General features: G+C 74.4%; 19 protein-coding genes. 4 read left to right on the top strand and 15 right to left on the bottom strand.

Annotated features, from left to right (window positions below):
- Window positions 1–21: 21 nt before the first annotated feature.
- From EV188_RS16420 to EV188_RS16380, 9 genes are all read right to left on the bottom strand, one after another.
- On the bottom strand, window positions 22–384 hold the full coding sequence (locus tag EV188_RS16420) for a hypothetical protein (RefSeq protein WP_133827359.1): 363 nt from the start codon (window positions 382–384) through the stop codon (window positions 22–24).
- A complete protein-coding gene (locus EV188_RS16415; RefSeq protein WP_133827358.1) occupies window positions 381–1,055 on the bottom strand; it encodes a sirohydrochlorin chelatase in 675 nt (224 codons plus the stop codon). The genes EV188_RS16420 and EV188_RS16415 overlap by 4 nt, the downstream gene beginning before the upstream one ends.
- Entirely contained in the window at window positions 1,052–1,879 is an 828-nt protein-coding gene (locus tag EV188_RS16410; RefSeq protein WP_133827357.1) for a uroporphyrinogen-III synthase, read from the bottom strand. Before EV188_RS16410 ends, EV188_RS16415 begins: the two co-directional genes overlap by 4 nt.
- Window positions 1,876–2,217, bottom strand: coding sequence for a nitrite reductase small subunit NirD (gene nirD / locus EV188_RS16405; protein ID WP_133827356.1), 342 nt, complete (start codon window positions 2,215–2,217; stop codon window positions 1,876–1,878). Before nirD ends, EV188_RS16410 begins: the two co-directional genes overlap by 4 nt.
- On the bottom strand, window positions 2,214–4,796 hold the full coding sequence (nirB, locus tag EV188_RS16400) for a nitrite reductase large subunit NirB (RefSeq protein ID WP_133827355.1): 2,583 nt from the start codon (window positions 4,794–4,796) through the stop codon (window positions 2,214–2,216). The genes nirD and nirB overlap by 4 nt, the downstream gene beginning before the upstream one ends.
- Before the next feature lies 1 nt (window position 4,797).
- On the bottom strand, window positions 4,798–6,150 hold the full coding sequence (locus tag EV188_RS16395; RefSeq protein ID WP_133827354.1) for a nitrate/nitrite transporter: 1,353 nt from the start codon (window positions 6,148–6,150) through the stop codon (window positions 4,798–4,800).
- Between the two features lie 98 nt (window positions 6,151–6,248).
- The gene (locus tag EV188_RS16390; protein ID WP_133827747.1) at window positions 6,249–7,106 is read right to left on the bottom strand and encodes a TIGR02569 family protein; all 858 of its coding nucleotides are present in this window, start codon (window positions 7,104–7,106) and stop codon (window positions 6,249–6,251) included.
- Between the two features lie 158 nt (window positions 7,107–7,264).
- Window positions 7,265–7,717 carry a cyanase gene (cynS, locus tag EV188_RS16385; protein ID WP_133827353.1) on the bottom strand — a complete coding sequence of 151 codons (453 nt, stop codon included), beginning with the start codon at window positions 7,715–7,717 and terminating at the stop codon, window positions 7,265–7,267.
- Window positions 7,714–8,664, bottom strand: a complete 951-nt coding sequence (locus tag EV188_RS16380) for an o-succinylbenzoate synthase (protein WP_133827352.1) — start codon at window positions 8,662–8,664, stop codon at window positions 7,714–7,716. Before EV188_RS16380 ends, cynS begins: the two co-directional genes overlap by 4 nt.
- 19 nt (window positions 8,665–8,683) lie before the next feature.
- Here EV188_RS16380 and menE point away from each other — a divergent pair, with 19 nt between their 5' ends.
- Both menE and EV188_RS16370 read left to right on the top strand, forming a co-directional pair.
- Complete coding sequence (menE, locus tag EV188_RS16375; protein WP_243741750.1) at window positions 8,684–9,835, top strand: o-succinylbenzoate--CoA ligase; 1,152 nt, start codon at window positions 8,684–8,686, stop codon at window positions 9,833–9,835.
- Complete coding sequence (locus tag EV188_RS16370) at window positions 9,832–10,989, top strand: FAD-dependent monooxygenase (protein WP_133827350.1); 1,158 nt, start codon at window positions 9,832–9,834, stop codon at window positions 10,987–10,989. The genes menE and EV188_RS16370 overlap by 4 nt, the downstream gene beginning before the upstream one ends.
- Window positions 10,990–10,998: 9 nt before the next feature.
- Here the strand turns inward: EV188_RS16370 and EV188_RS16365 are convergent, their stop codons facing one another.
- Both EV188_RS16365 and EV188_RS16360 read right to left on the bottom strand, forming a co-directional pair.
- Entirely contained in the window at window positions 10,999–11,328 is a 330-nt protein-coding gene (locus EV188_RS16365) for a TfoX/Sxy family protein (RefSeq protein WP_133827349.1), read from the bottom strand.
- 238 nt (window positions 11,329–11,566) lie between these two features.
- Window positions 11,567–13,018, bottom strand: a complete 1,452-nt coding sequence (locus tag EV188_RS16360) for an HNH endonuclease signature motif containing protein (protein WP_133827348.1) — start codon at window positions 13,016–13,018, stop codon at window positions 11,567–11,569.
- Window positions 13,019–13,115: 97 nt separating this feature from the next.
- Here EV188_RS16360 and EV188_RS16355 point away from each other — a divergent pair, with 97 nt between their 5' ends.
- Window positions 13,116–14,027: a 1,4-dihydroxy-2-naphthoyl-CoA synthase gene (locus EV188_RS16355; RefSeq protein ID WP_133827347.1), complete on the top strand. Its 912-nt coding sequence runs from the start codon at window positions 13,116–13,118 to the stop codon at window positions 14,025–14,027.
- Window positions 14,028–14,045: 18 nt separating this feature from the next.
- Complete coding sequence (locus EV188_RS16350) at window positions 14,046–14,411, top strand: iron chaperone (RefSeq protein ID WP_133827346.1); 366 nt, start codon at window positions 14,046–14,048, stop codon at window positions 14,409–14,411.
- Window positions 14,412–14,414: 3 nt separating this feature from the next.
- On the opposite strand, the gene EV188_RS16345 is transcribed toward EV188_RS16350, so the two are convergent.
- The 4 genes from EV188_RS16345 to EV188_RS16330 all read right to left on the bottom strand — a co-directional run bounded on the left by EV188_RS16345 (window position 14,415) and on the right by EV188_RS16330 (window position 20,886).
- Window positions 14,415–15,932, bottom strand: coding sequence for a sodium:solute symporter family protein (locus tag EV188_RS16345; RefSeq protein ID WP_133827345.1), 1,518 nt, complete (start codon window positions 15,930–15,932; stop codon window positions 14,415–14,417).
- Window positions 15,929–16,240, bottom strand: a complete 312-nt coding sequence (locus EV188_RS16340; protein WP_208114228.1) for a hypothetical protein — start codon at window positions 16,238–16,240, stop codon at window positions 15,929–15,931. The genes EV188_RS16345 and EV188_RS16340 overlap by 4 nt, the downstream gene beginning before the upstream one ends.
- Window positions 16,241–16,278: 38 nt before the next feature.
- Window positions 16,279–16,923 (bottom strand): GntR family transcriptional regulator, encoded by a 645-nt coding sequence (locus EV188_RS16335; protein WP_166659922.1) that lies wholly within the window; start codon window positions 16,921–16,923, stop codon window positions 16,279–16,281.
- A 120-nt stretch (window positions 16,924–17,043) separates the two neighbouring features.
- A complete protein-coding gene (locus EV188_RS16330; RefSeq protein ID WP_279536748.1) occupies window positions 17,044–20,886 on the bottom strand; it encodes a glycosyltransferase in 3,843 nt (1,280 codons plus the stop codon).
- Window positions 20,887–21,078: the final 192 nt, after the last annotated feature.

The following is a 21,078-nucleotide window of genomic DNA, read 5'->3' as shown; positions in this document are numbered from 1 at the left end:
TGGTAAACACCGGGGTGGCGCTCAGTCGCTGAACAGCCGTGCTGCATCGACGTCGACGAACCCGATCGGGGCAGCGACTGCCTGCGCACGGTCTACGTCCGGCGGACCCACCGGTCGCTGCGGCTCCGGGACCCGCGCCGAGAACGCCCGCGGGAGACGCACCACGCGGGCGAGCAGACGGTCGCCGACGACCGTGCCCAGGTACGCATCGGAAGGATCGAGGACGTCGTCGCGCGGTTCCGGCGTCGGCTCGCGGGACCACGGGAACCAGCCGATCCAGCGGTCGCGCGTGCTCCACAGGTACGGCAGCCCCGGCCTATACCAGGCGATCCACCGCCCGTCGGACGCGTAGAGGTGGACCGCCATCCCCGCGGGCACGCTCACGCCGCCGCCAGGTACCGCTCGACGACGACGGCGACGACGTCCGGGTGGTCACCCAGCGGCTCGGCGACGACGGACGCCCCCGCGTCGGCGAGCCACCGGTGGAACGCGCCGGGCGCGAGGAGCCAGGTCGCGAGCACCACCCGGGGCCCGCGCGCCGACGTCGACGCCACCACCGACGCCACGCGCGGCTCGCCGCCCGCGATGTAGCCGACCGGCACCTCGTGCCCGACCCGCGCGGTCAGCAGCGCGGCGGCGGTGCGCAGGTCCGCCTGGGCCGCCGGGTCGGTGGAGCCGGCCGCGGCGAGCACCACCGTGTCCCCCGGCTCCGAGCCGGCCTCGGCGAGCCGGTCGACCAGCGCCGAGATCAGCTCCGGGGCCGGTCCCAGCGGCTCGGCGACGACGACGTCGGACCGCCCGACCGCCGCGATCTGCTCGGGCACGTCGACGCGCACGTGGTACCCGGACGCCAGGAACGCGGGGACGACCACCACGGGGCCCGGGAGCGCGGCCAGCACCTCGGCCAGCGAGGGCCCCACGACCCCCGCGTACCCGAGCCGCACGTCCACCGCGGGCAGCGCGCGGGCGACCGCGGCGTGCAGCCGCGAGATCGTCGCCCACCCCGCGGCGTCGTTCGTGCCGTGCGCGAGCAGCACCAGGGCCGGAACGCTCACGCGCCCGCCAGCGAGCGAGCGTGCTCCTCGAGCCGGCGCACCATCGCCCCGAGCCGGAAGCGCTCCGGCGCGATCCCGACGACGCCGAGGCGCTCGAGCGGCGCCGCGGTCACCGGCCCCACGCAGCACGCCAGCACGTCGCCCGAGCGCAACGCCTCCACGACCTCCTCGCGCAGCCCCCGCGCCGCCGCCCGATGCACGAGCCCCTCGACCGAGGGCGCGCTGGTGAAGGTCACGGTGTCGACGTCGCGCTCGACGATCGCGTCGATCAGCGCGTCGACCGCGGGCAGGTCCGGCGGCGGCTCCCACCGGTAGACGGGCACCGTGACGACGTCGGCGCCCGCGCCCCGCAGCGCGCCGAGGAAGTCGGTCATCGGGTCGCCGTGCAGCTGGACCGCGATCCGCACGCCGTCGACGCCCGACGCCAGCAGGTGCGCCAGCACCTCCGGCGACGACTCGGTCTCGTCGGCCGACCACGCCTCGCGCAGCCCCGCGCCGCGGATCGCCCCGCGCGCCTTGGGCCCGCGCGCCAGCAGCGTGGCGGCACCGAGCACCTCGTGCAGCTCAGCAGCCAGCCCCCACGACGCCGCCACCTCCAGCCACCCCCGGAAGCCCTGCCCGGTGGTGGCGACGACGACCGCGGGCGGGTCGGCGAGCAGCCCGCGGGTGATCTCGGCGAGCTGCGCGTCGTCCTCCAGCGGCACGATCCGCATCGTGGGGCCGTGCACCACCTCGGCGCCCTTGCGCCGCAGCAGGTCGACCTGGTCGTCGGCGCGCCGGTCGGCGGTCACCCCGATCCGCCACCCCGCCAGAGGGGCGGTCACTGCGACCCGATCTGTACGACGCCGTCCACCACCCGCACAGGATAGGTCGCCACGGCGACGTCGGCGTCCTCGAGACAGCGCCCGTCCTCCAGCGCGAAGTGCTGCTTGAACAGCGGCGACGCGATCACGGGCCGTCCGCCGACGTCACCGACGATCCCGCGGGCGAGCACCGACGCCCCCGAGAACGGGTCGACGTTGTGCAGCGCGAACACCCGGTCGTCGTGCGTGCGGACGACGGCGACGGGCTCCCCCGCCACCAGCGCCCCGACGGGCCGCTCGCGCTGGATGCGCTCCAGCGGGCACACGGCGGTCCAGGTCCGGTCGGCCAGCTCGGTCACACGCCCACCTCCAGCTCGGATCGGAGGGGGATCCGCGGCCCGAAGCCCAGCTCCGCCACGGACGTCGGCTGGCCGTCCTTCATCCCGGCCGGGACGCGGTGGCCGCGGTGGTCGACGAACTCGACGCTCGGGTCCGGGGCGCCGGGCGCGTTGACGAACGAGGTGAAGCGCTCCAGCTTCGCCGGGTCCTCGAGCACCGCGGCCCACTCGTCGGCGTAGTCGGCGACGTGCCGCGCCATCTGCTCGTCGAGCGAGGCGCAGATGCCCAGCGAGTCCTCCATGATCACCTCGCGGAGGTGGTCGAGGCCGCCCTCGAGCGACTCGACCCACGGCGCCGTGCGCTGCAGCCGGTCGGCGGTGCGCACGTAGAACATGAGGAACCGGTCGATCGTGCGCACCAGCGTCACGGTGTCGAGGTCGGACGCGAGCAGCTCGGCGTGCCGCGGGGTGAAGCCCCCGTTGCCGCCGACGTAGAGGTTCCAGCCGGTCTCGGTGGCGATCACCCCGAAGTCCTTCGACCGGGCCTCGGCGCACTCCCGGGCGCAGCCGGAGACCCCGCTCTTGAGCTTGTGCGGCGACCGCAGACCCCGGTACCGGAGCTCCAGCGCCACCGCGAGCGACACCGAGTCCTGCACGCCATAGCGGCACCAGTCGGTCCCGACGCACGACTTCACCGTGCGCAGCGACTTCCCGTACGCGTGCCCCGACTCGAAGCCGGCGTCGACGAGCCGGCGCCAGATCGCCGGGAGCTGCTCGACGCGCGCGCCGAACATGTCGATCCGCTGCCCGCCGGTGATCTTCGTGTAGAGCCCGAAGTCGCGCGCGATCTCGCCGATGACGATGAGGCCCTCGCCGCTGACCTCGCCCCCGGGCAGTCGCGGCACGACCGAGTACGTGCCGTTGCGCTGCAGATTCGCGAGGAAGTGGTCGTTGGTGTCCTGCAGCGTGGCCTGCTCGCCGTCCAGGACGTGCCCGCCGGCCAGCGTCGCCAGCATCGAGGCGACGGCGGGCTTGCAGACGTCGCACCCGCGGCCGCGCCCGTACGACTCGACGATCGCGGAGAACGTCCGCAGGCCCGTCGCCATGACGATCTCGTAGAGCTCGGCGCGCGACTGGGCGAAGTGCTCGCACAGGGCCGTCGAGACCTCCACCCCGCACGCCGTGAGCACCTTGCCCAGCGTCGGCACGCACGACCCACACGTCGCCCCGGCCCGCGTGCAGGCCTTGAGCTCGGGCACCGTCGACGCCTCGCCGGAGCGGATCGCCTCGACGAGCACGCCCTTGGTCACCGCGTTGCACGAGCAGATCTGCGCGGAGTCGGGCAGCGCCTCGATCCCGACGGCCGCGACCCCGTCCCCGGCCGGCGCGATGAGCGCCATCGGGTCGCCGGGCAGCGTCTCGCCGAGGAACCCGCGCAGGATCTCGTAGCCCGACGCGTCGCCGACGAGCACGCCGCCGAGCAGCGTCCGTCCGTCGTCGGTGACGACGAGCTTCGAGTACGCGCCCGCCACCGGGTCGTCGAGGCGGACCTCCAGGGCACCGGCACTGACGGCGTGCGCGTCCCCGAACGACGCCACGTCGACGCCGAGCAGCTTGAGCTTGGTCGACATGTCGGCCTCGGTGAACCGGGCGTCACCGCCGGTCAGGCGGTCGGCGACGACCTCGGCCATCGCGTACCCGGGCGCCACGAGCCCGTAGGTGCGGCCCTCCACGGCCGCGACCTCCCCGATCGCCCAGATGTGCTCGTCCTGCGTCCGGCACCGGCCATCGACGAGCACCCCGCCGCGCTCGGCCACCGGGAGCCCGATCTCGCGGGCCAGCCCGTCGGCGGGCCGGATGCCCGCGGAGAACACGACGACCGACGCGTCGAGCTCGCTGCCGTCGGAGAGCGTGACGGTGAGCCCGCCGCGGTGGTCCCGCGCGATCGAGGACGTCGAGACGCCGGTGTGCACGCGCAGCCCGAGCTCGCCGACGAGCCGGCGCAGCAGCGCTCCCCCGCCCTCGTCGACCTGCACGGGCATCAGCCGCGGCGCCATCTCCACCACGTGCGGCACGAGCCCGAGCGTGCGCAGCGCGTCGGCCGCCTCCAGCCCGAGCAGCCCGCCGCCGACGACGACGCCCGCGCGCCGCCCGGCCCCCGCCCGGGCGGTCGCGTGCCCGGCGGCCTCGCGCAGGGCGTCGAGGTCGTCGAGGGTCCGGTAGACGAAGACGTCGTCGAGGTCGTGCCCGGGCACCGGCGGCACGAACGGCACCGAGCCGGTGGCGAGCACGAGCTCGTCGTACGACACGCGCCGCCCGCCCGCCGTCGTCACGACCCGGGCGTCGCGGTCGAGGGCGACGGCGCGGTCGTCGAGGTGCAGGTCGACGAGGTCGTCGGCGAGGAACTCCTCGTCGGCGAGCGCCAGGTCGGCCGCGGAGGCCGTGCTCAGGTACGACGAGAGCGCCACCCGGTCGTAGGCGGGCCGGGACTCCTCGGCGAGCACGACGACGCGCCAGTCACCGACGTCGTCACGCCGGCGCAGGCTCTCGACGAACCGGTGGCCAACCATCCCGTGGCCGACCACGACGACGGTCCGCACGTCACACCTCCGCGTACGAGAGCCGGGTGCCCGTCGCCGGATCGGTGGGGGCCTTCGTGCGGCGCATGTAGACGCCGGCGGTCACGGCCATGCACGCGGCGTAGAACGCGAGGAACGCCCAGAACGCCGGCGCGCCGGACCCGGTGGCCTGGAACGAGGACCGGAAGGCGAGGTTGATCAGCAGGCCGCCGAAGGCGCCGACGGCCGCGGTGATCCCGATCGCCGCCCCCGAGATGCGGCGGGCCCAGAGCAGCGCCTCGTCGCGGCCCCACCCGCGCTCCGCCTGCGCGGCGAGCGCCTTCGTCCGGAAGATCGACGGGATCATCTTGTAGGTCGAGCCGTTGCCGATCCCCGAGGTGATGAACAGCAGCACGAACCCGGCCGTGAAGAGCGCCAGCGAGTCGATGGCCGAGGCGCCGATGCAGACCAGGGTGGCGACGGCCATCCCGGCGAAGTTCCAGAAGGTGACCTTGACGCCCCCGACCCGGTCGGAGAGCCACCCGCCCACCGGGCGGATCAGCGAGCCGAGCAGCGGGCCGATGAACGTCACGGCGGCGGCCTGCAGCGGCGTGCGGCCGAACTGGTTCTGCAGCACGAGCCCGAAGGCGAAGCTGTAGCCGATGAACGACCCGAAGGTCCCGATGTAGAGGAACGACATCACCCACGTCTGCGCGTCGCGGGCGGCCTCCTTGAGGGCGCCGGCGTCGTTGCGCACCGAGGAGATGTTGTCCATGAACAGGGCGGCGCCCAGCAGGGACAGCACGATGAGCGGGATGTAGACCGCGAGCAGGATGCGCGGCGAGCCCGGCCCCGCCGTCGCGATGATGAGCAGGCCGACCAGCTGGATGACCGCCACGCCCAGGTTGCCGCCGCCGGCGTTGATGCCCAGCGCGGCGCCCTTGTAGCGGTCCGGGAAGAAGGCATTGATGTTCGTCATCGACGACGCGAAGTTGCCGCCGCCGACGCCGACGAGCGCCGAGAGGACGACGAACGTCGTGAACGACGTCCCGGGCTCCATGAACACGGCGAGCAGCACCGTCGGCACGAGCAGCAGGCCGGCGCTGACGATGGTCCAGTTCCGCCCGCCGACCACCGCGACGGCGAGGCTGTAGGGCAGGCGCAGCGCCGCCCCGACGAGCGTCGCCACCGAGACCAGCAGGAACTTGCCGGCCGCGTCGATGTTGTACGCGGGCCCCATGAACAGCACGAGGACCGAGAACAGTGTCCAGATCGAGAACCCGATGTGCTCGGAGAACACCGAGAACCACAGGTTGCGGTTGGCGATCTTCTTGCCCGTGCTTCGCCAGAAGGACTCGTCCTCGGGGCGCCAGTCGTCGATCCAGTGTCCGCGCACGCGGCGGACGTTAGGAACCGTGTGTTACGCCCGGATGACCGCGTGTTGCGGGGACGCGAACCGTGGGTGCGGGACGCGTCACGCTCCGCGCCCGCGGATCAGTACGCGGGCAGCAGGCTGCCGACGAGCCGCGCGGCGTGCTCGAGGCCCTGCAGCGACTCGCGCGTGCACGACGGGTGCTGCGCGTGCACGGCGAGGCGGAACAGCAGGGCGTGCAGCAGCATCTGCGGCCACGCCGCGAGGTGCGCCCACCGCGTGATGATGCCGGGGTCCGCGCCGCCCCAGGCCAGCGCGTCGATGACGACGACCGCCGCACCCCACTCGACGGGCCGCCAGAACGGCACGAGGTCGAGCACGGCCGGCGCCGCGGAGGGGTCGGACGGGTCGAACAGCACGGTGCCGAACAGGTCGCCGTGCACGAGCTGCGACGGCCGCTCCAGCGGGCGGCGACGGCGCGCGAGCTCGGTGAACAGGGTCCCGCCGGTCTCGGCGTCGAGCGCGACCGTGCGCTCGCCGAACGCGGCCCGGTCGGCGCGGGCGAGCAGGTCGTCGCGGTCGTCGACGAGGCGCGGGCGCTCCAGGCGGGCCGTCGCGCGGTGCAGCCGCAGCGACGCGGCGACGACGTCGTCGTGACGAGGCTCGACGCGGCCGGCGACGTCGTGGCTCGCGGCCCAGCCGGCCACCACGCGGCGGCCGTCGCTGGCGCGCACCGGCCGCGCGAGGCGCAGGCCGTCGACGCCGATGGTCGCGAGCTCCTCGATCGCGCCGGCCGACCACGCGGCGAGCACGGTGTCGGCGACCGGGCGCAGCACGAGCCCGTCGCAGCGCCAGGCGGGGCCGGGGAGGTCGGGGCGCGGGCGCGGCACCGACTCGCGGACGCCGAACGCCGTGCGGACGTGCTCGGGCGGACCGTGCTCGAGGCGGGGGTCCGGGCCGGCCGACTCCGCGCCTGCCACAGCGTCCTCGGCCGACGGATCGGGCGAGGGCGCCGTCTTCTGCGTGGGCGCGGCGGTCACGCTGCGCACGCTACTCGCGCGCAGGGAGCGACCCCCTCAGCCGCGACCGGCGTGTCTCGCGTTCCACACGGTCCGGCTCCGCTGCGCTCCGCGTCCTGTCACCACACCTTGTACGGCAGGAACTTGCCGTTGAAGGTCAGCTTCACCCGGTCGCCCTTCGGGTCCTCGACGCGCTCGAAGTCCAGCGTGAAGTCGATGGCGCTCATGATGCCGTCGCCGAACTCCTCGCGGATGAGCTCGTGGAGGCTCGAGCCGTAGACCTGCAGGGCCTCCTGCAGGCGGTACGTGACCGGCTCGGTCGGGTCGAGGGCGGCGTCGCCGCGGACCGGCGGGAACGTCAGCGCCTCGACGGTCTCCTCGTCGAGGTCGAGCAGCGACCCGACCGTCCCGGCCTGCTCGGCGTCCAGCGGCTGCTGGCCGAGCAGGGCCGACGTCGTCCACACCAGGGAACGGTCGAGGGCCTTCGCGAGCTCGGCCCACGTGACGCCGTGGGCCTCCTTGGCGCGCACGATCTCGCGTCCGGCTTCGAGGCGGTCGTCCTTGTCGCTCATGCCAGGCCCTGTACCCAGGCCAGGCGCGCGGTCCACCAGTCGCGGGTCGCGGGCTCCGCCGCGTACCGCTCGAGCAGCGCGCGGTCCGGGCGCGGAGCGTGACGGGGCACGTCGAGGAACCCGGCGACGGGGTGCAGCGGCGCGGCGACGACGTCGGCGGCGAGCAGGTCCGCGGTGCCGAGCCCGCAGGCGTACGGCAGCTCCGGCAGCGTGGCGGCGAGCGCCAGCCCCGCGGCCAGGCCGACCGAGCTCTCGACCGCCGACGACACCACGCACGGCAGGCCGATCGCCTCCGCGATGCGCAGCGCCGCGCGGACCCCGCCCAGCGGCGCCACCTTGAGCACCGCGACGTCGGCGGCCTCGGCGCGCACGACGCGCAACGGGTCCCCGGCGCGGCGGATCGACTCGTCGGCGGCGATCGGCACGTCGACGCGGCGGCGCACCGCGGCGAGCTCCTCGACCGAGGCGCACGGCTGCTCGACGTACTCCAGCCCGCCGGCGGCCCGGGCCAGCGCGCCGATCGCGGCGACGGCGCCGTCGACGTCCCAGCCGCCGTTGGCGTCGACGCGCACCCGCCCGGTCGGCCCGAGCGCGTCGCGGACCGCCTCGAGACGCGCGAGGTCCTCGCCCGGGTCCCGGCCCTTCTCGGCGACCTTGACCTTCGCGGTGCGCGCCGCGGAGTCGGTGACGATGCGGTGCGCGTGCACCGGGTCGACGGCCGGGACCGTGACGTTGACCTCGACGCGGTCGCGCACCGGCGCGGGCCACCCGTCGTGGGCGGCCTCGCGGGCACAGCGCCACCACGCGAGCGCCTCGGCGTCGTCGTACTCGGGGAACGGGCAGAACTCCCCCCACCCGGCCGGGCCCTCCACCAGCGCGGTCTCGCGCACGGTGATGCCGCGGAAACGGGTGCGCAGGGGCAGCGCCACGACCGACACGTCAGCCATCGCGCCTAGCCTAGATCGGGTGCGCGGAGTACGGACGGTCCCGACCGACGGGAGCCCCGCGGCGGCGACCGCGCTGGGCGACGCGGCGCTGGCGGCGCTCGAGGGTCGCGGGCCCGCCGTCCTGCCGATCGGGCCGGGCGATCCGGCGCCGGGCCCGGACCTGCTCGCGCCGGTCGACGACGACGTCGCCGCGGTGGTCACGACGACCGGCTCGACCGGCGCGCCGAAGGCGGTCCTGCTGCCGGCCGCGGCGCTGATCGCCTCCGCCGACGCGACGTACGCGCGCCTCGGACCGCCGGGGCGCTGGCTGCTCGCGCTGCCCGCCCACCACATCGCGGGACTGCAGGTGCTGCTGCGCTCGGCGCGGGCGGGGTCGCCGGCGGTGGTGATGGATCTGCGCTCGGGTTTTCGTCCCGACGCGTTCGCGGCTCTCGCGCCCGGCGTCGCCTACACCTCGCTCGTCCCCACCCAGCTCGTGCGCCTGCTCGACGCGGGCGGCGCGGCGCTCGACGCCCTGCGCGGCGTCACGGCCGTGCTGCTCGGTGGCGCCGCGGCCGACGCCTCGCTGCTGGCCCGCGCGGCGGCAGAGGGCGTGCCGGTGGTGACGACGTACGGCATGAGCGAGACCTGCGGCGGCTGCGTCTACGACGGCCGCCCGCTCGACGGGGTCACGGTGACGCTCGAGGACGACGGGCGCATCCGGCTCGGCGGGGCGACGGTGGCGGCGGGGTACCGAGGGGCGGTGTCGGCGGCCGACACGGCGGCCTTCCTCCCGGACGGGTTCCGGACCAACGACCTCGGCGCCTGGAGCGCCGACGGGCGCCTCGAGGTGCTCGGCCGCGCCGACGACGTCATCGTCACCGGCGGGGAGAAGGTCGCGCCGGCGACGGTCGAGCGGGCGCTGCTGGCTCTCTCCGGCGTGCGGGAGGCGTGTGTCGTCGGAGTGCCCGACCCCGAGTGGGGCGCGCGGGTCGTCGCGGCGGTGGTCGGCGACGGTCTCGACGCCGAGGCGCTGCGGGCGGCCGTGGCGCCCGGTCTCGGGCGGGCCGCGCCGCGCGCCGTCACGGTGCTCGACGCGCTGCCGCTGCGCGGGATCGGCAAGCCGGACCGCGCCGCGGTGCGCGCCCTGCTCGCCGACGGGCCGACCGCCTCCGACCGGGCGACGTCGTGACAGGGTTGCGCGTGGCCGTCGTCGGCGGCGGGATCGGCGGCGCCACCGTCGCCCTCGCGCTCGAGCGCCACGGCGTCGACGTCGCGGTGTACGAGCGGCGGGACTCCGTGCCGCCGGTGGGCTCAGGACTCGGCCTCGCCGGCAACGGCTACCGGGTCCTGGAAGACCTCGGACTCGGGCCCGCTCTCGACGGCACGGGTGCGCCCCTCGCGACGATGCGCATGCTCAGCGCGGACGGCACCGAGGTCGCGCACTACGACACCGGCCGCCTGCTCGGGATGCGCCGGGCGGACCTGATCCGCATCGTCCTCGACGGCGTCGGGCCGAGCGTGGTGCACCACGGCCGGGAGTGCGTCGCCGTGGAGGTCGACACCGGTCCGCCCGTCGTCCGGTTCGGGGACGGGTCCTGCGCGGCGGCCGACGTCGTCGTGGTCGCCGACGGTCTCCGCTCCCGGTGCGCGCCGGTCGTCGCGGCACCGCCGGCGTTGCGCCCCGCGGGGACGTCGGCGCTGCGCGGCTTCGTCAGCGCCGACGGCCTGCCCGAGCACCTGGCCACCGGCCAGAATGCCTGGCTGGGCCCCGACCGCCACCTGCTCTGCTATCCCGTCGACCGGCACGGGACGCTGAACTTCGCCGCGTTCGTCCCTCGGCCCGCCGGGAGCGCCGACGAGTGGTCGTTCCGCGTCGACCCCGAGGTGGTGCGCGACGCGTACGCGGGGTGGGACGACGACGCCGGAGCGATCCTCGACAGGGCGAGCGAGGTGTACCGCTACGACCTCGCCGACCGGGATCCCTTCGCGCCCTGGACCCGGGCCGGTGTGGTCCTGCTCGGCGACGCCGCGCACCCGATGCTGCCCCACATGGGACAGGGCGCCAACCAGGCGATCGAGGACGGCGCGATCCTCGCGGCCCTGCTCGCCGAGGCCGAAGGGGCCGCCGACGTGACCGAGCGCCTCGCCACCTACGAGGCCACGCGCAAGCCGCGCACCGACCGGATCCAGCGGCAGTCCCGCCGCAACGGCGAACGCTTCTCCCGCGCCCGCGACCTCACGTCCGGGGACGACAGCGCGCCGACCGAGGACCTGTCCTGGGTCTACGGCTACGACGCGCCCGCGGCGGGACGTGCCGCGGCTGCGCGGCTCCGCGCGTCCTGACCGAGCCGCCTACTCGACCGGGAGCGACTCGACGAACGACAGGCCCTCCTCGACCCAGCCGGGCAGGCTGTCGTCGTCCAGGACGGCGCGGTCGACGAGCAGCCAGCCCTTCATCGGGCGCCCGCGCATCACCATGCGCTCGACGCCGTCCTGCGCCAGCAACGTGTCCGCCCGCAACGGGTCGATGCGGACCATCAGCTGACCGCCGCTGCCGGCGCAGACAGCCATGTTGCCGTGCAGCAGGAATGCGAGCCCGCCGAACATGCGCTTCTCGGTGATCCCGTCGCGCCCGTCCAGGGTCTCCCGCAGACGCTCGGCCAGCTCCTCGTCGTAGGGCACGTCAGGAGTATGTCGCGGTCAGGTGTCGCGGAGGTGGGCGATCGGAAGGACCGGTCCGCGCGGGCCGCGCACCGTCGCCCGGCGGTCGCCGTCCCGGGTGTCGGCGGGTCCCCGATGCTCGTCGCGCGGGCGACCGACGTACGAGCGAAGGCCGGGTCGGCGTCGGTCGGACGCCCGGGCTCGCTCGGTCGCGAGCTCTTTCGTGGGAACGCTTCGGTTTCCGAAGCATCTGCGCCGGTCAGGTCGGCGCGCGTGGTCGTCCGCCGGGTCGGGGTCGTTGTTCGGTGTCGATGAACCAGGGCGGGGTGAACCACGGCCGCCCGTTGATCATCTGGATGGTCCAGTGGCCGTGGTGGAGCAGCTGGTGGTGGTGGCGGCAGAGCAGGCACATGTTGTCGAGCGCGGTCGCGCCGCGGTGCTGGAGCCACTCTTCGACGTGGTGGGCTTCGCAACGTCGTGGTCGTCGGGTGCAGCCGGGGAATGCGCAGCCTCCGTCACGGTGGTTGAGGGCCCGTCGGATCGCGTCGGGCGCGGTGCGCTGGGCGCGGCCGACGTCGAGAGGTTCGGACTTGGCGCCGAGGACCATCGGGATGATCTCGGCGTCGCAGGCCCACCGGCGGACGGTGGCGGCGTCGACCTTGTGTCCGGAGTCCAGCGTGCCGTAGCCGCCCTTGCCCTTCAGCGCCTCGCAGAGCCAGCGGTGGTCGATGGTGATGGTGAGCAGGGCGCGGCCGGGGCGCTCGGTCCAGCCGTTCCTCCCGGTGGTGGCGCGGCGGGGTTCGGGGATCAACGCCAGCGGCGCCTGGCCCGGTGCCTCGCCGTTGCCCGGCTCGGCGCCGGGCCGATCAACACCGTCCGCCGGGCCGTCTTCCGCCTCGCCGCTGCCGGCCGCGCCGCTGCCGGCCTCCGCGGAGTCGTCGGCAGCGTCGGTGTGGTCTTGTTCTTTGCGGGCGTCGGTGGCCAGGCCTCGCGGGCCGCGGGCGTCCTGGGTGAGGTCTTTGAACGCGTCGGCCTGGCGGCGCTCGAGCGTGCGTTCGTCGTCGGCGCCGGCCCGCTCGGACAGGACCCCGAACACCTCGACCGCGGCTTCGGCATCCAGCGGGTCGTGCAGGGTGCCCTTGAACACCAGCGACCCGTCCCTGCGCCGCAGCAGATGCATCTCATCCCGGCACGCCTCCCCGTCGGGTGGGGCGGCGCCGTCGGGGTCGTAGCCGTCGATGAACGCCTTCGCGAGCCGGCGCAGCACCCGCGGCGGGAACCCCTGCGCATACTCGGCGAGGGCCTTCTCCACCCCGGCCCACTCATCGGGCGGCGGCGGGACCTTCAGCCCGGACAGGTGGGCCATCGTCTCCCGGATGATCTTCACGTGTGCCGGGTCGATGAGTCCGGCCGACAGCGCCTCGCCGGTGCACGGCAGCCGGGCCGAGAGCTTCTCGCCCAGCAACGACGGGCGGGCACACAGGTCGGCGGCTTCGGCGACGAGGCGTTTCGCGTCGGGGTGGTCGAGGTTGTCCCGGTCGGCGAGCAGCGACTCGGTGGACCGATACCCCACCGACACCGCGATCCCGAGATCGGCGAGCGCGGCGATGCTCTCGAGGCGCTCGAAGTAGGCACGCCGTTGTGCGAGCACGCTGGCCGAGGCACGGCCGAGCGCGTCGCGCTCCGCCGCCCCTACCACGTCTTCGCTCATGTGTTCGAATGTAGACCCGACCCCCGACAACGCCGGGCCGCTTCACTGATACCGCCTCAGCAAACTCCGCGACCGGCATCCTCTTAAGGTGCCGAGCATGGTCGACGCCGACGCCCCGCTGTTCGATCCGTCCGCGTGGCAGGAGGTGAGCGGCTTCGCGTTCACCGACATCACCTACCACCGCCACGTCGAGCTCGGCTGCGTGCGGATCGCGTTCGACCGCCCCGAGGTCCGCAACGCCTTCCGGCCGCACACCGTCGACGAGCTCGCCACCGCGCTCGAGCACGCCCGGACCAGCGCCGACGTCGGCGTCGTGCTCCTCACGGGCAACGGTCCGTCGGCGAAGGACGGCGGGCACGCGTTCTGCTCCGGCGGCGACCAGCGCATCCGCGGGCGCACGGGCTACCAGTACGCGGAGTCGGAGACCGAGGTGTCGGCCGACGAGAAGGGGCGCGCGGGGCGCCTGCACATCCTCGAGTGCCAGCGGCTGATCCGGTTCATGCCGAAGGTCGTCATCGCCGTGGTCAACGGCTGGGCGGCGGGCGGCGGGCACTCCCTGCACGCGGTGGCCGACCTGACCCTCGCGAGCGCCGAGCACGCCCGCTTCAAGCAGACCGACGCCGACGTCGGGAGCTTCGACGCCGCGTTCGGCTCGGCGTACCTCGCCCGGGCGGTCGGCCAGAAGTTCGCGCGCGAGATCTTCTTCCTGGGCCGGACCTACACCGCCGAGCAGATGCACCACATGGGCGCGGTGAACGAGGCCGTCCCGCACGCCGAGCTCGAGACCACCGCGATCCAGTGGGCGCGCGAGATCCTCGGGAAGTCGCCGCAGGCGCAGCGGATGCTGAAGTACGCGTTCAACCTCCCCGACGACGGTCTGGTGGGCCAGCAGCTCTTCGCCGGCGAGACGACCCGGCTGGCCTACATGACCGACGAGGCCGTCGAGGGCAAGGACGCCTTCCTGCAGAAGCGCGCCCCCGACTGGAGCCCGTTCCCCTGGTACTACTGATCTCTTCAGAGCCCTGGTATGACCACCGCCGTGGCCACGCACGAGGACGTCGACGCCTACATCGCCGCCGCGGCCCCGGGCCGCCAGGAGGCCCTGCGGGCGATCCGCCGGGACTGCCTCGACCTCCTGCCCGGGTTCACCGAGGAGATCCGCCACGGCATGCCGACCTACGTCCGCGACGGCGAGCCGGAGCTGTCCTTCGCGAGCCAGAAGCAGCACCTCTCGCTCTACGTCCAGCGCGAGGACGTGCTCGACCGCCACCGCGACGAGCTCGCCCACCTGGACGTCGGCCGGTCGTGCATCCGGTACCGGCGCGTCGAGCAGATCGACCACGACCTCGTGCGCACGATGCTCACCGAGACGGCGACGCCCCGGCAGGCGTGACCCTCAGCTCGACCTGCCGGCCCCGGCCGCCGCCGGTTCCGGCGACATCGGGTCCTCGTCCGGACCGTCGTCGGGACGCCCGACGAGGAGCGACCCGAACACGCAGATCGCCACGTTCACCGCCAGGCCGAGCAGGCCGCCGGGCACGCCGCCGAAGTCGTCGAGGCCCACGACCGTGAGACCGCCGGCGATCAGGGCGCCCGCCAGCATCCCCCAGAACGCCGGCCCCGAGGCCATCCGCCGCCAGTAGAGCCCGAGCATGAACACCGGCGCGAGCTGCACGATCAGCTCGAACTTCAGGACGAAGATCTCGTAGAGCGTGCCGGGCGGGTTCCACGCGAGGACGAGCAGGATCGCGACGGCGACCACGCCGGCGATCTTCCCGACGAGCACCTGGCGCTTCTCCGGGGCGTCCGGGTTGACGTGGCGCCCATAGATGTCCCGGGACACGACGGACGAGAACGCCAGCAGGGCCGAGTCGGCGGTCGAGACGATCGCCGCGACGACACCCCCGAACAGCAGGATCATCATGAGGTAGAAGACGACGTTGATGCCCGCGACCTGGTTGGCGATCATCCCGACCAGCTGTTCGGAGTCGTCCTCGGAGAGCCCCGGGAAGAGCTGGGTGCCGACGATGCCGACCACGAACACGACGGCGGTGGTCAGCAGCGGCATCCACGCCATCACGGCGAGCGAGCGCTTGAGCGTCCGCTCGCTGCGCGCCGCGTAGATCCGCTGGATCGCGTGGGGGTACACGGCCGCGCCGAGACCGATCATCACGATCATCGAGAGCCACTCGACCGACGTCGCGGCCTCCGGGACGGCGACCTTCTCCGGGTCGGTCTCGGCGAGGGCCGTCGTGACGCCGGTGACGTCGCCGCCGACAAGGTACAGCGCGCCGAAGAGCAGCACGGCGATGCCGACGAGCAGGGCGATGCCCTGCATGACGTCGGTGAGCGCGACCGCGCGCATCCCGCCGGACCACGAGTACGCGAGCATGACGAGCACGAACGCGATGACGCCGATCTCGTAGGGCACCGTCGTGCCGGTGAGCCCGGCGATGCCCTGCCCCATGGCGACGAGCTGCTCGAGCAGGTAGTTCGCCAGGCCCCAGAGCATCAGCACGGCGACGAGGATCGTCAGCTTCCCGGAGCCGAAGCGGTGCCGGACCCAGTCGGTCGGCGTGATGAACCCCTCCCGCTTCGCGACCACGTAGAGCCGCGGCGCGAACAGCAGGTACGCGGCGATCACCGCGACCATGAACGGCACCGACTGCCACCAGCTGAAGCCCGACCGGTACGCCTCCGGCGCGTAGCCGACGATCGAGTTGCCGCTGTACTGCGTGGCGTAGAGCGTGAAGAACAGGGCGACGAAGCCCAGCCCGCTGCCGGACAGGTAGTAGCTGCGCGCGGAGGTCGACGTCGTGCCGCGCCCGGCCCACCACCCGATCGCCAGCATGATCACTGCGTAGGCGGCGAGGACCAGCACCCCGCTCACCCCGGAGAACGTCAGCGTGTTCACGACGGCACCTCCACGTCCCGCTCGCGGGCCGCCTCCTCGGCGGGCTCGGCGAGGTTCCAGTCGCGCAGGCAGGCCCAGCACGTGAGGGCGCTGAACGCGAGCGTGGCGCCGACGCTGATGAGCAGCCAGAACGGGATCCCGCCGACCAGCGGCTCGATGGCCCCCGTCGGCAGGTACCAGGGGACGCCGACGAGGACGACGACGCCGATGGCGACCCAGAGCCACGGGGTGCGGATCGGTTCGCGCAGGCGCGCGCCCGCCGGCGGCACCTCGGCGGTCCCGGGTTCGTCGGATCGTCGCTGGTCCATCGGTGCTCCCGTCGTGCGGTGGTTCTGCCGGGCGGCGGTCAGCGCGGGTCGGGCTCGCGCCCCGCGCGCAGGGTGGCCCCGGCCGCCCGGATGTGGGCGTGCATGACCGCCGCCGCCCAGTCGCCGTCACCGGTGGCGATGGCCTCGATGAGCTCGCGGTGCTGGGCGAAGCTGCGGCGCAGCTCGGTCTCGGAGTAGGCGTGGAAGGTGCGGCGCACGACGGGGACGTCGATGAGCCGCACGAGCAGGTCGGGCAGGAGGCGCCCGGAGGCCCGGTGCACGGCGCGGTGCAGCTCCAGGTTCAGACGGGTGATCTCGTCGGCCGCCCGACCCTCGGCGCCGGCGTGCTCCTCCATGCGGTCGCACAGCTCGGTCAGCGCGACGAGGTCGACCCCGCCGCCGGTCGCGGCGCGTCGCGCCGCCTGCCCCTCGAGCAGCGCCCGCAGCTCGACGAGCTCGGCGATGTCCTCGTCCCGCCAGCGCACGACCTCGGCGCCGCGCCGCGGGGTGACGACGGCCAGCCCGTCGGCCTCCAGGCGCCGCAGGGCCTCACGGACCGGCGTCCGGCTGACGCCGAAGCGCTCGGCGAGCTCCTCCTCGCGCAGGCGGGCGCCGGGGGTGCAGCGGCCGCCGAGGATCTCTCCCCGCAGCTCGTCGTACACGCGCGTCGCCGTCTGTGACACCGGGCACCTCCCTCGCCTGTGCACAAAGTAGGCAAGGGGAACCGGACGAACAAGGCCGAAGCGCAAGAAGTCGGCGTGGTCGGCCGATTCTTGTGTACAAGACGAGGCGCGTCGACGGCGTCAGCGCCGGTCGTCGCCCGCGCGGTGGTGGCGGCCGGTCGGCCGCGAGGGACCCTCGGCGAACGACAGGACGGGCTCGTCCGGTGGCCGCGGCGGCGCCGGCGGCCGGGCCTGCTGCGCGGACCGGGCCGGGCGCGGCGGCGTCGGGGTGGGTGAGGGCAGCGGGGGCGGCGGCGCGGGGACCGGCGCGGGACCGGACGACGGCGCCGGTCGCCCGGCCCAGGTCCCGGTCGCCGGACCGGTCGCCGACCCCCGGGCCGGGCCACCGGCGGGTCCACCCGGACGCCCCCCGGGCGCGGCGCCGGCCGGGACGCGCGAGTAGCGGCCGGTGCCGGGGGCCACCGGCACCCCGGCCGGCGGCGAGGTCGGCATCGGTGGCCGGCTGCGGGGCACGCCGCCGGTCGGCGTCGGGCGCGGCGGGACCACGGCCGCGACGCGGTCGCGCGCCGGACCGGGCACCGGCGCCTGGCCGGTGAAGCGGGCGAACCGCGCGCGCAGCGAGCCCTGCGAGAGCGCCGAGGTCTCGCCGTTCTCGACGTCGGTGGGGATCACCGGCGGCTTCGGGCCCTCGACGACCCGCTTGGCCGGACGGGCCTTGCCGCGGCCGTCGGGCAGCAGCGAGAGCGAGCGGCCCGCGGCCAGGTCCTCGACCCAGCCGAACGCGAGCACCGCCACGATGATCAGCCAGACGGCGATGAGGAAGTGCTGGCCCTCGGAGTCCCAGCCGAACATGTCACCGATCGACGGCGCGAACGCGATCGCCACGTTGTGCCAGAGGTAGATCGTGATCGCCCGCGCGTTGACCACGGTCACGAGGCGCCCGAGCAGCGGCACCCGTTCCAGCCACGCGACCTGCGGGTTCAGGCGCAGCACGAGCAGCACCGCGCCGAACGACACGAGCGCCTGGGCGAACGGGATGTCGTTGAGGTCGACGCCGTCGTCGCCGGCGGGGTGGCTGAACGCCCAGTACAGGCCGCCCGCGACGAGCACCGCCGCCGCGCCCCACGCCGCGAGCACCGGGATGCGGCGCAGCGTGCCGTCGCGGTGGGCGAAGCCGAGCATCCAGCACGCCGCGAACGTCGCGCCGTCGACGAGGACCGGGCCGATCGCGCCCCACTCGCCCAGCGGCGACCCGAGGAAGGCGTCGAGACCGACGACCACCAGCGGCACCGCCAGCGCCACCGCCGGACGGCGACGGAACGCCCACAGCATCACCGGGGTGAGCAGCACGAACCACAGGTAGGCGCGGATGTACCAGAGGCCGACGACGGCGTCGGCGCCCCAGTCGCTGCCCGGCGGATCGACCAGCGGGAAGAGCCAGTACAGGAGGTCCGACCACACCAGCGGCGACGCGACCGTCCCGTCGGCGTCCTGCCCGGCCCACCCGTGCCAGAGCATCACCGGCACGGCCAGCAGCCCGAAGAACCACAGCGGCGGCAGCAGGCGGCGCAGGCGGTGCCCGATCACGTCGAGGGCCTCGCCGCGGCGCAGCGACTGGACCATGAGCGACCCGCCGAGCGCGAACATCACGCCCATCGACGGGAACACCATGCTCATCCAGCCGCCGCCGAACGCGTGGTAGGTGACGACGCGCAGCAGGGCGATCGCCCGCAGGAGGTCGAGCCAGCGCTCGCGGCCGCCGCCCTTCGGTTTCTCGGACTCGGCCACGGGAGCGACCGGGATCTCGGACGACGGGGCGTCGTCGGGCGCCGGGCCGCGCGTCACCGCGGGTGCGGGCAGCCGGTCGGCGGCCGGGCGGGAGCGGCCGTCGGCCTTCGGGGCCTGGAGGTGCTCGGCCACGGCCCCGACGCGCTGCAGCTTCTGCCAGCGCACGCCGGCACCGGTCAGCGCGCTGATCACCGCCTGCACGAGCACGACGTACATGAGCTGGCGGTACATCAGCTGCTGCACCGGCAGCGCCCAGAGCGGGGCGAGCGGCTCGCCGTCCATCCGGAACGCGAGCACGCCCGCGATCAGCTGGAGCAGCAGCATCGAGCCCCACAGCATCAGCGCCACCGCGGGGTCGCCGAAGAGCAGGCCGTAGACGAACAGCAGGTCGACCAGGGGCGCGGCCAGCGGCAGGGCGACGTGGAAGACGCCGATGTGGGCCAGGCCGAGGCGCCCCATGCGCCCGGACGCGCCGCGCTCGCGCAGGGCGCGGCGGTGCTTCCAGAGCGCCTGCATCGTCCCGTAGCTCCACCGGAACCGCTGGCGCCAGAGCTGCCCGGCGCTCACCGGCGCCTCGGTCCACGCGAGCGCGCGCTCGTTGTAGACGACGCGCCAGCCCGCGCGGCCGAGCGCGATGGTGAGGTCGGTGTCCTCGGCGAGGGTGTCCGACGACAGCCCGCCGACCTCCTGCACGGCCTCGCGGCGGAACGCGCCCGCGGCGCCGGGGATCGTCGAGATCGAGCCCCACGAGTCCTGCACGCGCCGGTCGACGTTGAAGCCGACCACGTACTCGAGGTGCTGCATCCGCGGGATCAGCCGGTCGCGGTTGGCGATCTTCACGTTGCCGGCGACGGCGCCGGTGTCCGGGTCGGCGAACGGCGCGACCAGCTGCGCGACGGTGTCGGGCTGGAAGATCGTGTCACCGTCGATCATGACGATGAGGTCGTTCTTCGCCGCCGCGACGCCGCGGTTGAGCGCCGCCGACTTGCCCGCGTTGGCCTGCCGGACGACGCGCACCCGCGGCAGGGCGAGGTCCTCGAGCAGGTCGGCGGTGCCGTCGGTGGAGCCGTCGTCGACGACCACGACCTCGAGCGGGTGGTCGTTGGCGAGGATCGACCGCACGGTCGCCTCGATGTTCTCGGCCTCGTTGTAGGCGGGCACGACCACCGACACCGGCTCGGTCACCGGCCTGCCCCACGAGAACGCCGGGTCCTGGCGTCGCCGGGCGTGGCGGCGGGCCACGACGACCATGACGATCAGGCGGAGGATGACCAGCCCGCCGACGCCGATCAGCGCGATCTGCATGAGGGTCACGAGGCCCTGGGCGACACCGACGGTCGCGAGCAGCGCCTGCCCGACCATGCGGTCGCGCGGGGGCGCGGGCTGGCCGTGGGGGCCGAGGCCCGCGGCGTCGCTGACGGTCGTGAACCGGTAGCCCTGGGCCTGGAGCTGCGGGATCAGCTTGTCGAGCGCGGCGACGGTCTGGGCGCGGTCACCGCCGGCGTCGTGCAGCAGGACGGTCGCGCCGGCGCCGTTCTGCGGGGTCGCGTTGCGCACGATCGCGTCGACGCCGGGGCGCTGCCAGTCCTCGCCGTCGACGTCGGTGAGCACCGTGACGTAGCCGGCGCGGCCCGCGGCCACGACGGTGCCGTAGCCCGGGTCGTCGAGGGCGTCGGAGGTGGACGAGAACGGCGGGCGCACGAGGTGGGTCGAGATGCCGGTCGCGCCGGCGATCGCCAGCTCGGTGTCGGCGATCTCGCGGTCGCGGCGCCACTGCGAGACGCCGGCGAGGTCGGGGTGGGTGAACGTGTGGACGCCGATCTCGGAGCCCGCCGCGACGACGCGCTGCGCCATGTCAGGGTGCCGGGCGACCATCGAGCCGACGACGAAGAACGTGCCCGGCACGCGGTGGCGCGCGAGGACCTCGAGGACCTCGGGGGTCCACGTCGGGTCGGGGCCGTCGTCGAACGTGAGGGCGACCGTGCGGTCCGGGAGCCGCGCCGAGCGCACGGGGTCGGTGCGCGCGTCGATGATCGGGCCGCCGGCGCTGATCGCCGCCGGCACGCCGTCGTGCCCCTCGGGCGGGCGGGCGTGCGCGTCGTTGCCGATGCCGGAGTTCACGAGGCCCGACACGGTGAGCACCGTCAGCACCATGACCGCGAGGACGACGGTCATCGTCCAGATGCCCCAGCGGCGGGGCGGCCGACTCGTCCGCGTGCTCGCCGACGTGCCCGTAGTCGTCACCGTGCGTTGCCCCCTCCCCACCCACGGCGGTGCGACCGTGTCCTGGCCGTCACCTCGTCGTGTGTCAGACGATATCTCCGGCGCCCTTCTGGTCACGCGCCGTGGGTACCTCGCGACCCCCGT

This window comes from Actinomycetospora succinea (assembly GCF_004363095.1).
Classification (GTDB): Bacteria; Actinomycetota; Actinomycetes; order Mycobacteriales; family Pseudonocardiaceae; genus Actinomycetospora; species Actinomycetospora succinea.
Note: the sequence above shows the minus strand (reverse complement) of the source record. Positions and strands in the feature narration are given on the sequence as shown.

Bases quoted from the DNA above. Each gene is read 5' to 3' on its own strand.
- cynS (WP_133827353.1), bottom strand. From the start codon at position 7,717: ATGAGCGACAAGGACGACCGCCTCGAAGCCGGACGCGAGATCGTGCGC.
- EV188_RS16380 (WP_133827352.1), bottom strand. From the start codon at position 8,664: ATGGCTGACGTGTCGGTCGTGGCGCTGCCCCTGCGCACCCGTTTCCGC.
- EV188_RS16360 (WP_133827348.1), bottom strand. From the start codon at position 13,018: ATGAGCGAAGACGTGGTAGGGGCGGCGGAGCGCGACGCGCTCGGCCGT.
- EV188_RS16355 (WP_133827347.1), top strand. From the start codon at position 13,116: ATGGTCGACGCCGACGCCCCGCTGTTCGATCCGTCCGCGTGGCAGGAG.
- EV188_RS16350 (WP_133827346.1), top strand. From the start codon at position 14,046: ATGACCACCGCCGTGGCCACGCACGAGGACGTCGACGCCTACATCGCC.
- EV188_RS16340 (WP_208114228.1), bottom strand. From the start codon at position 16,240: ATGGACCAGCGACGATCCGACGAACCCGGGACCGCCGAGGTGCCGCCG.
- EV188_RS16330 (WP_279536748.1), bottom strand. From the start codon at position 20,886: ATGACCGTCGTCCTCGCGGTCATGGTGCTGACGGTGCTCACCGTGTCG.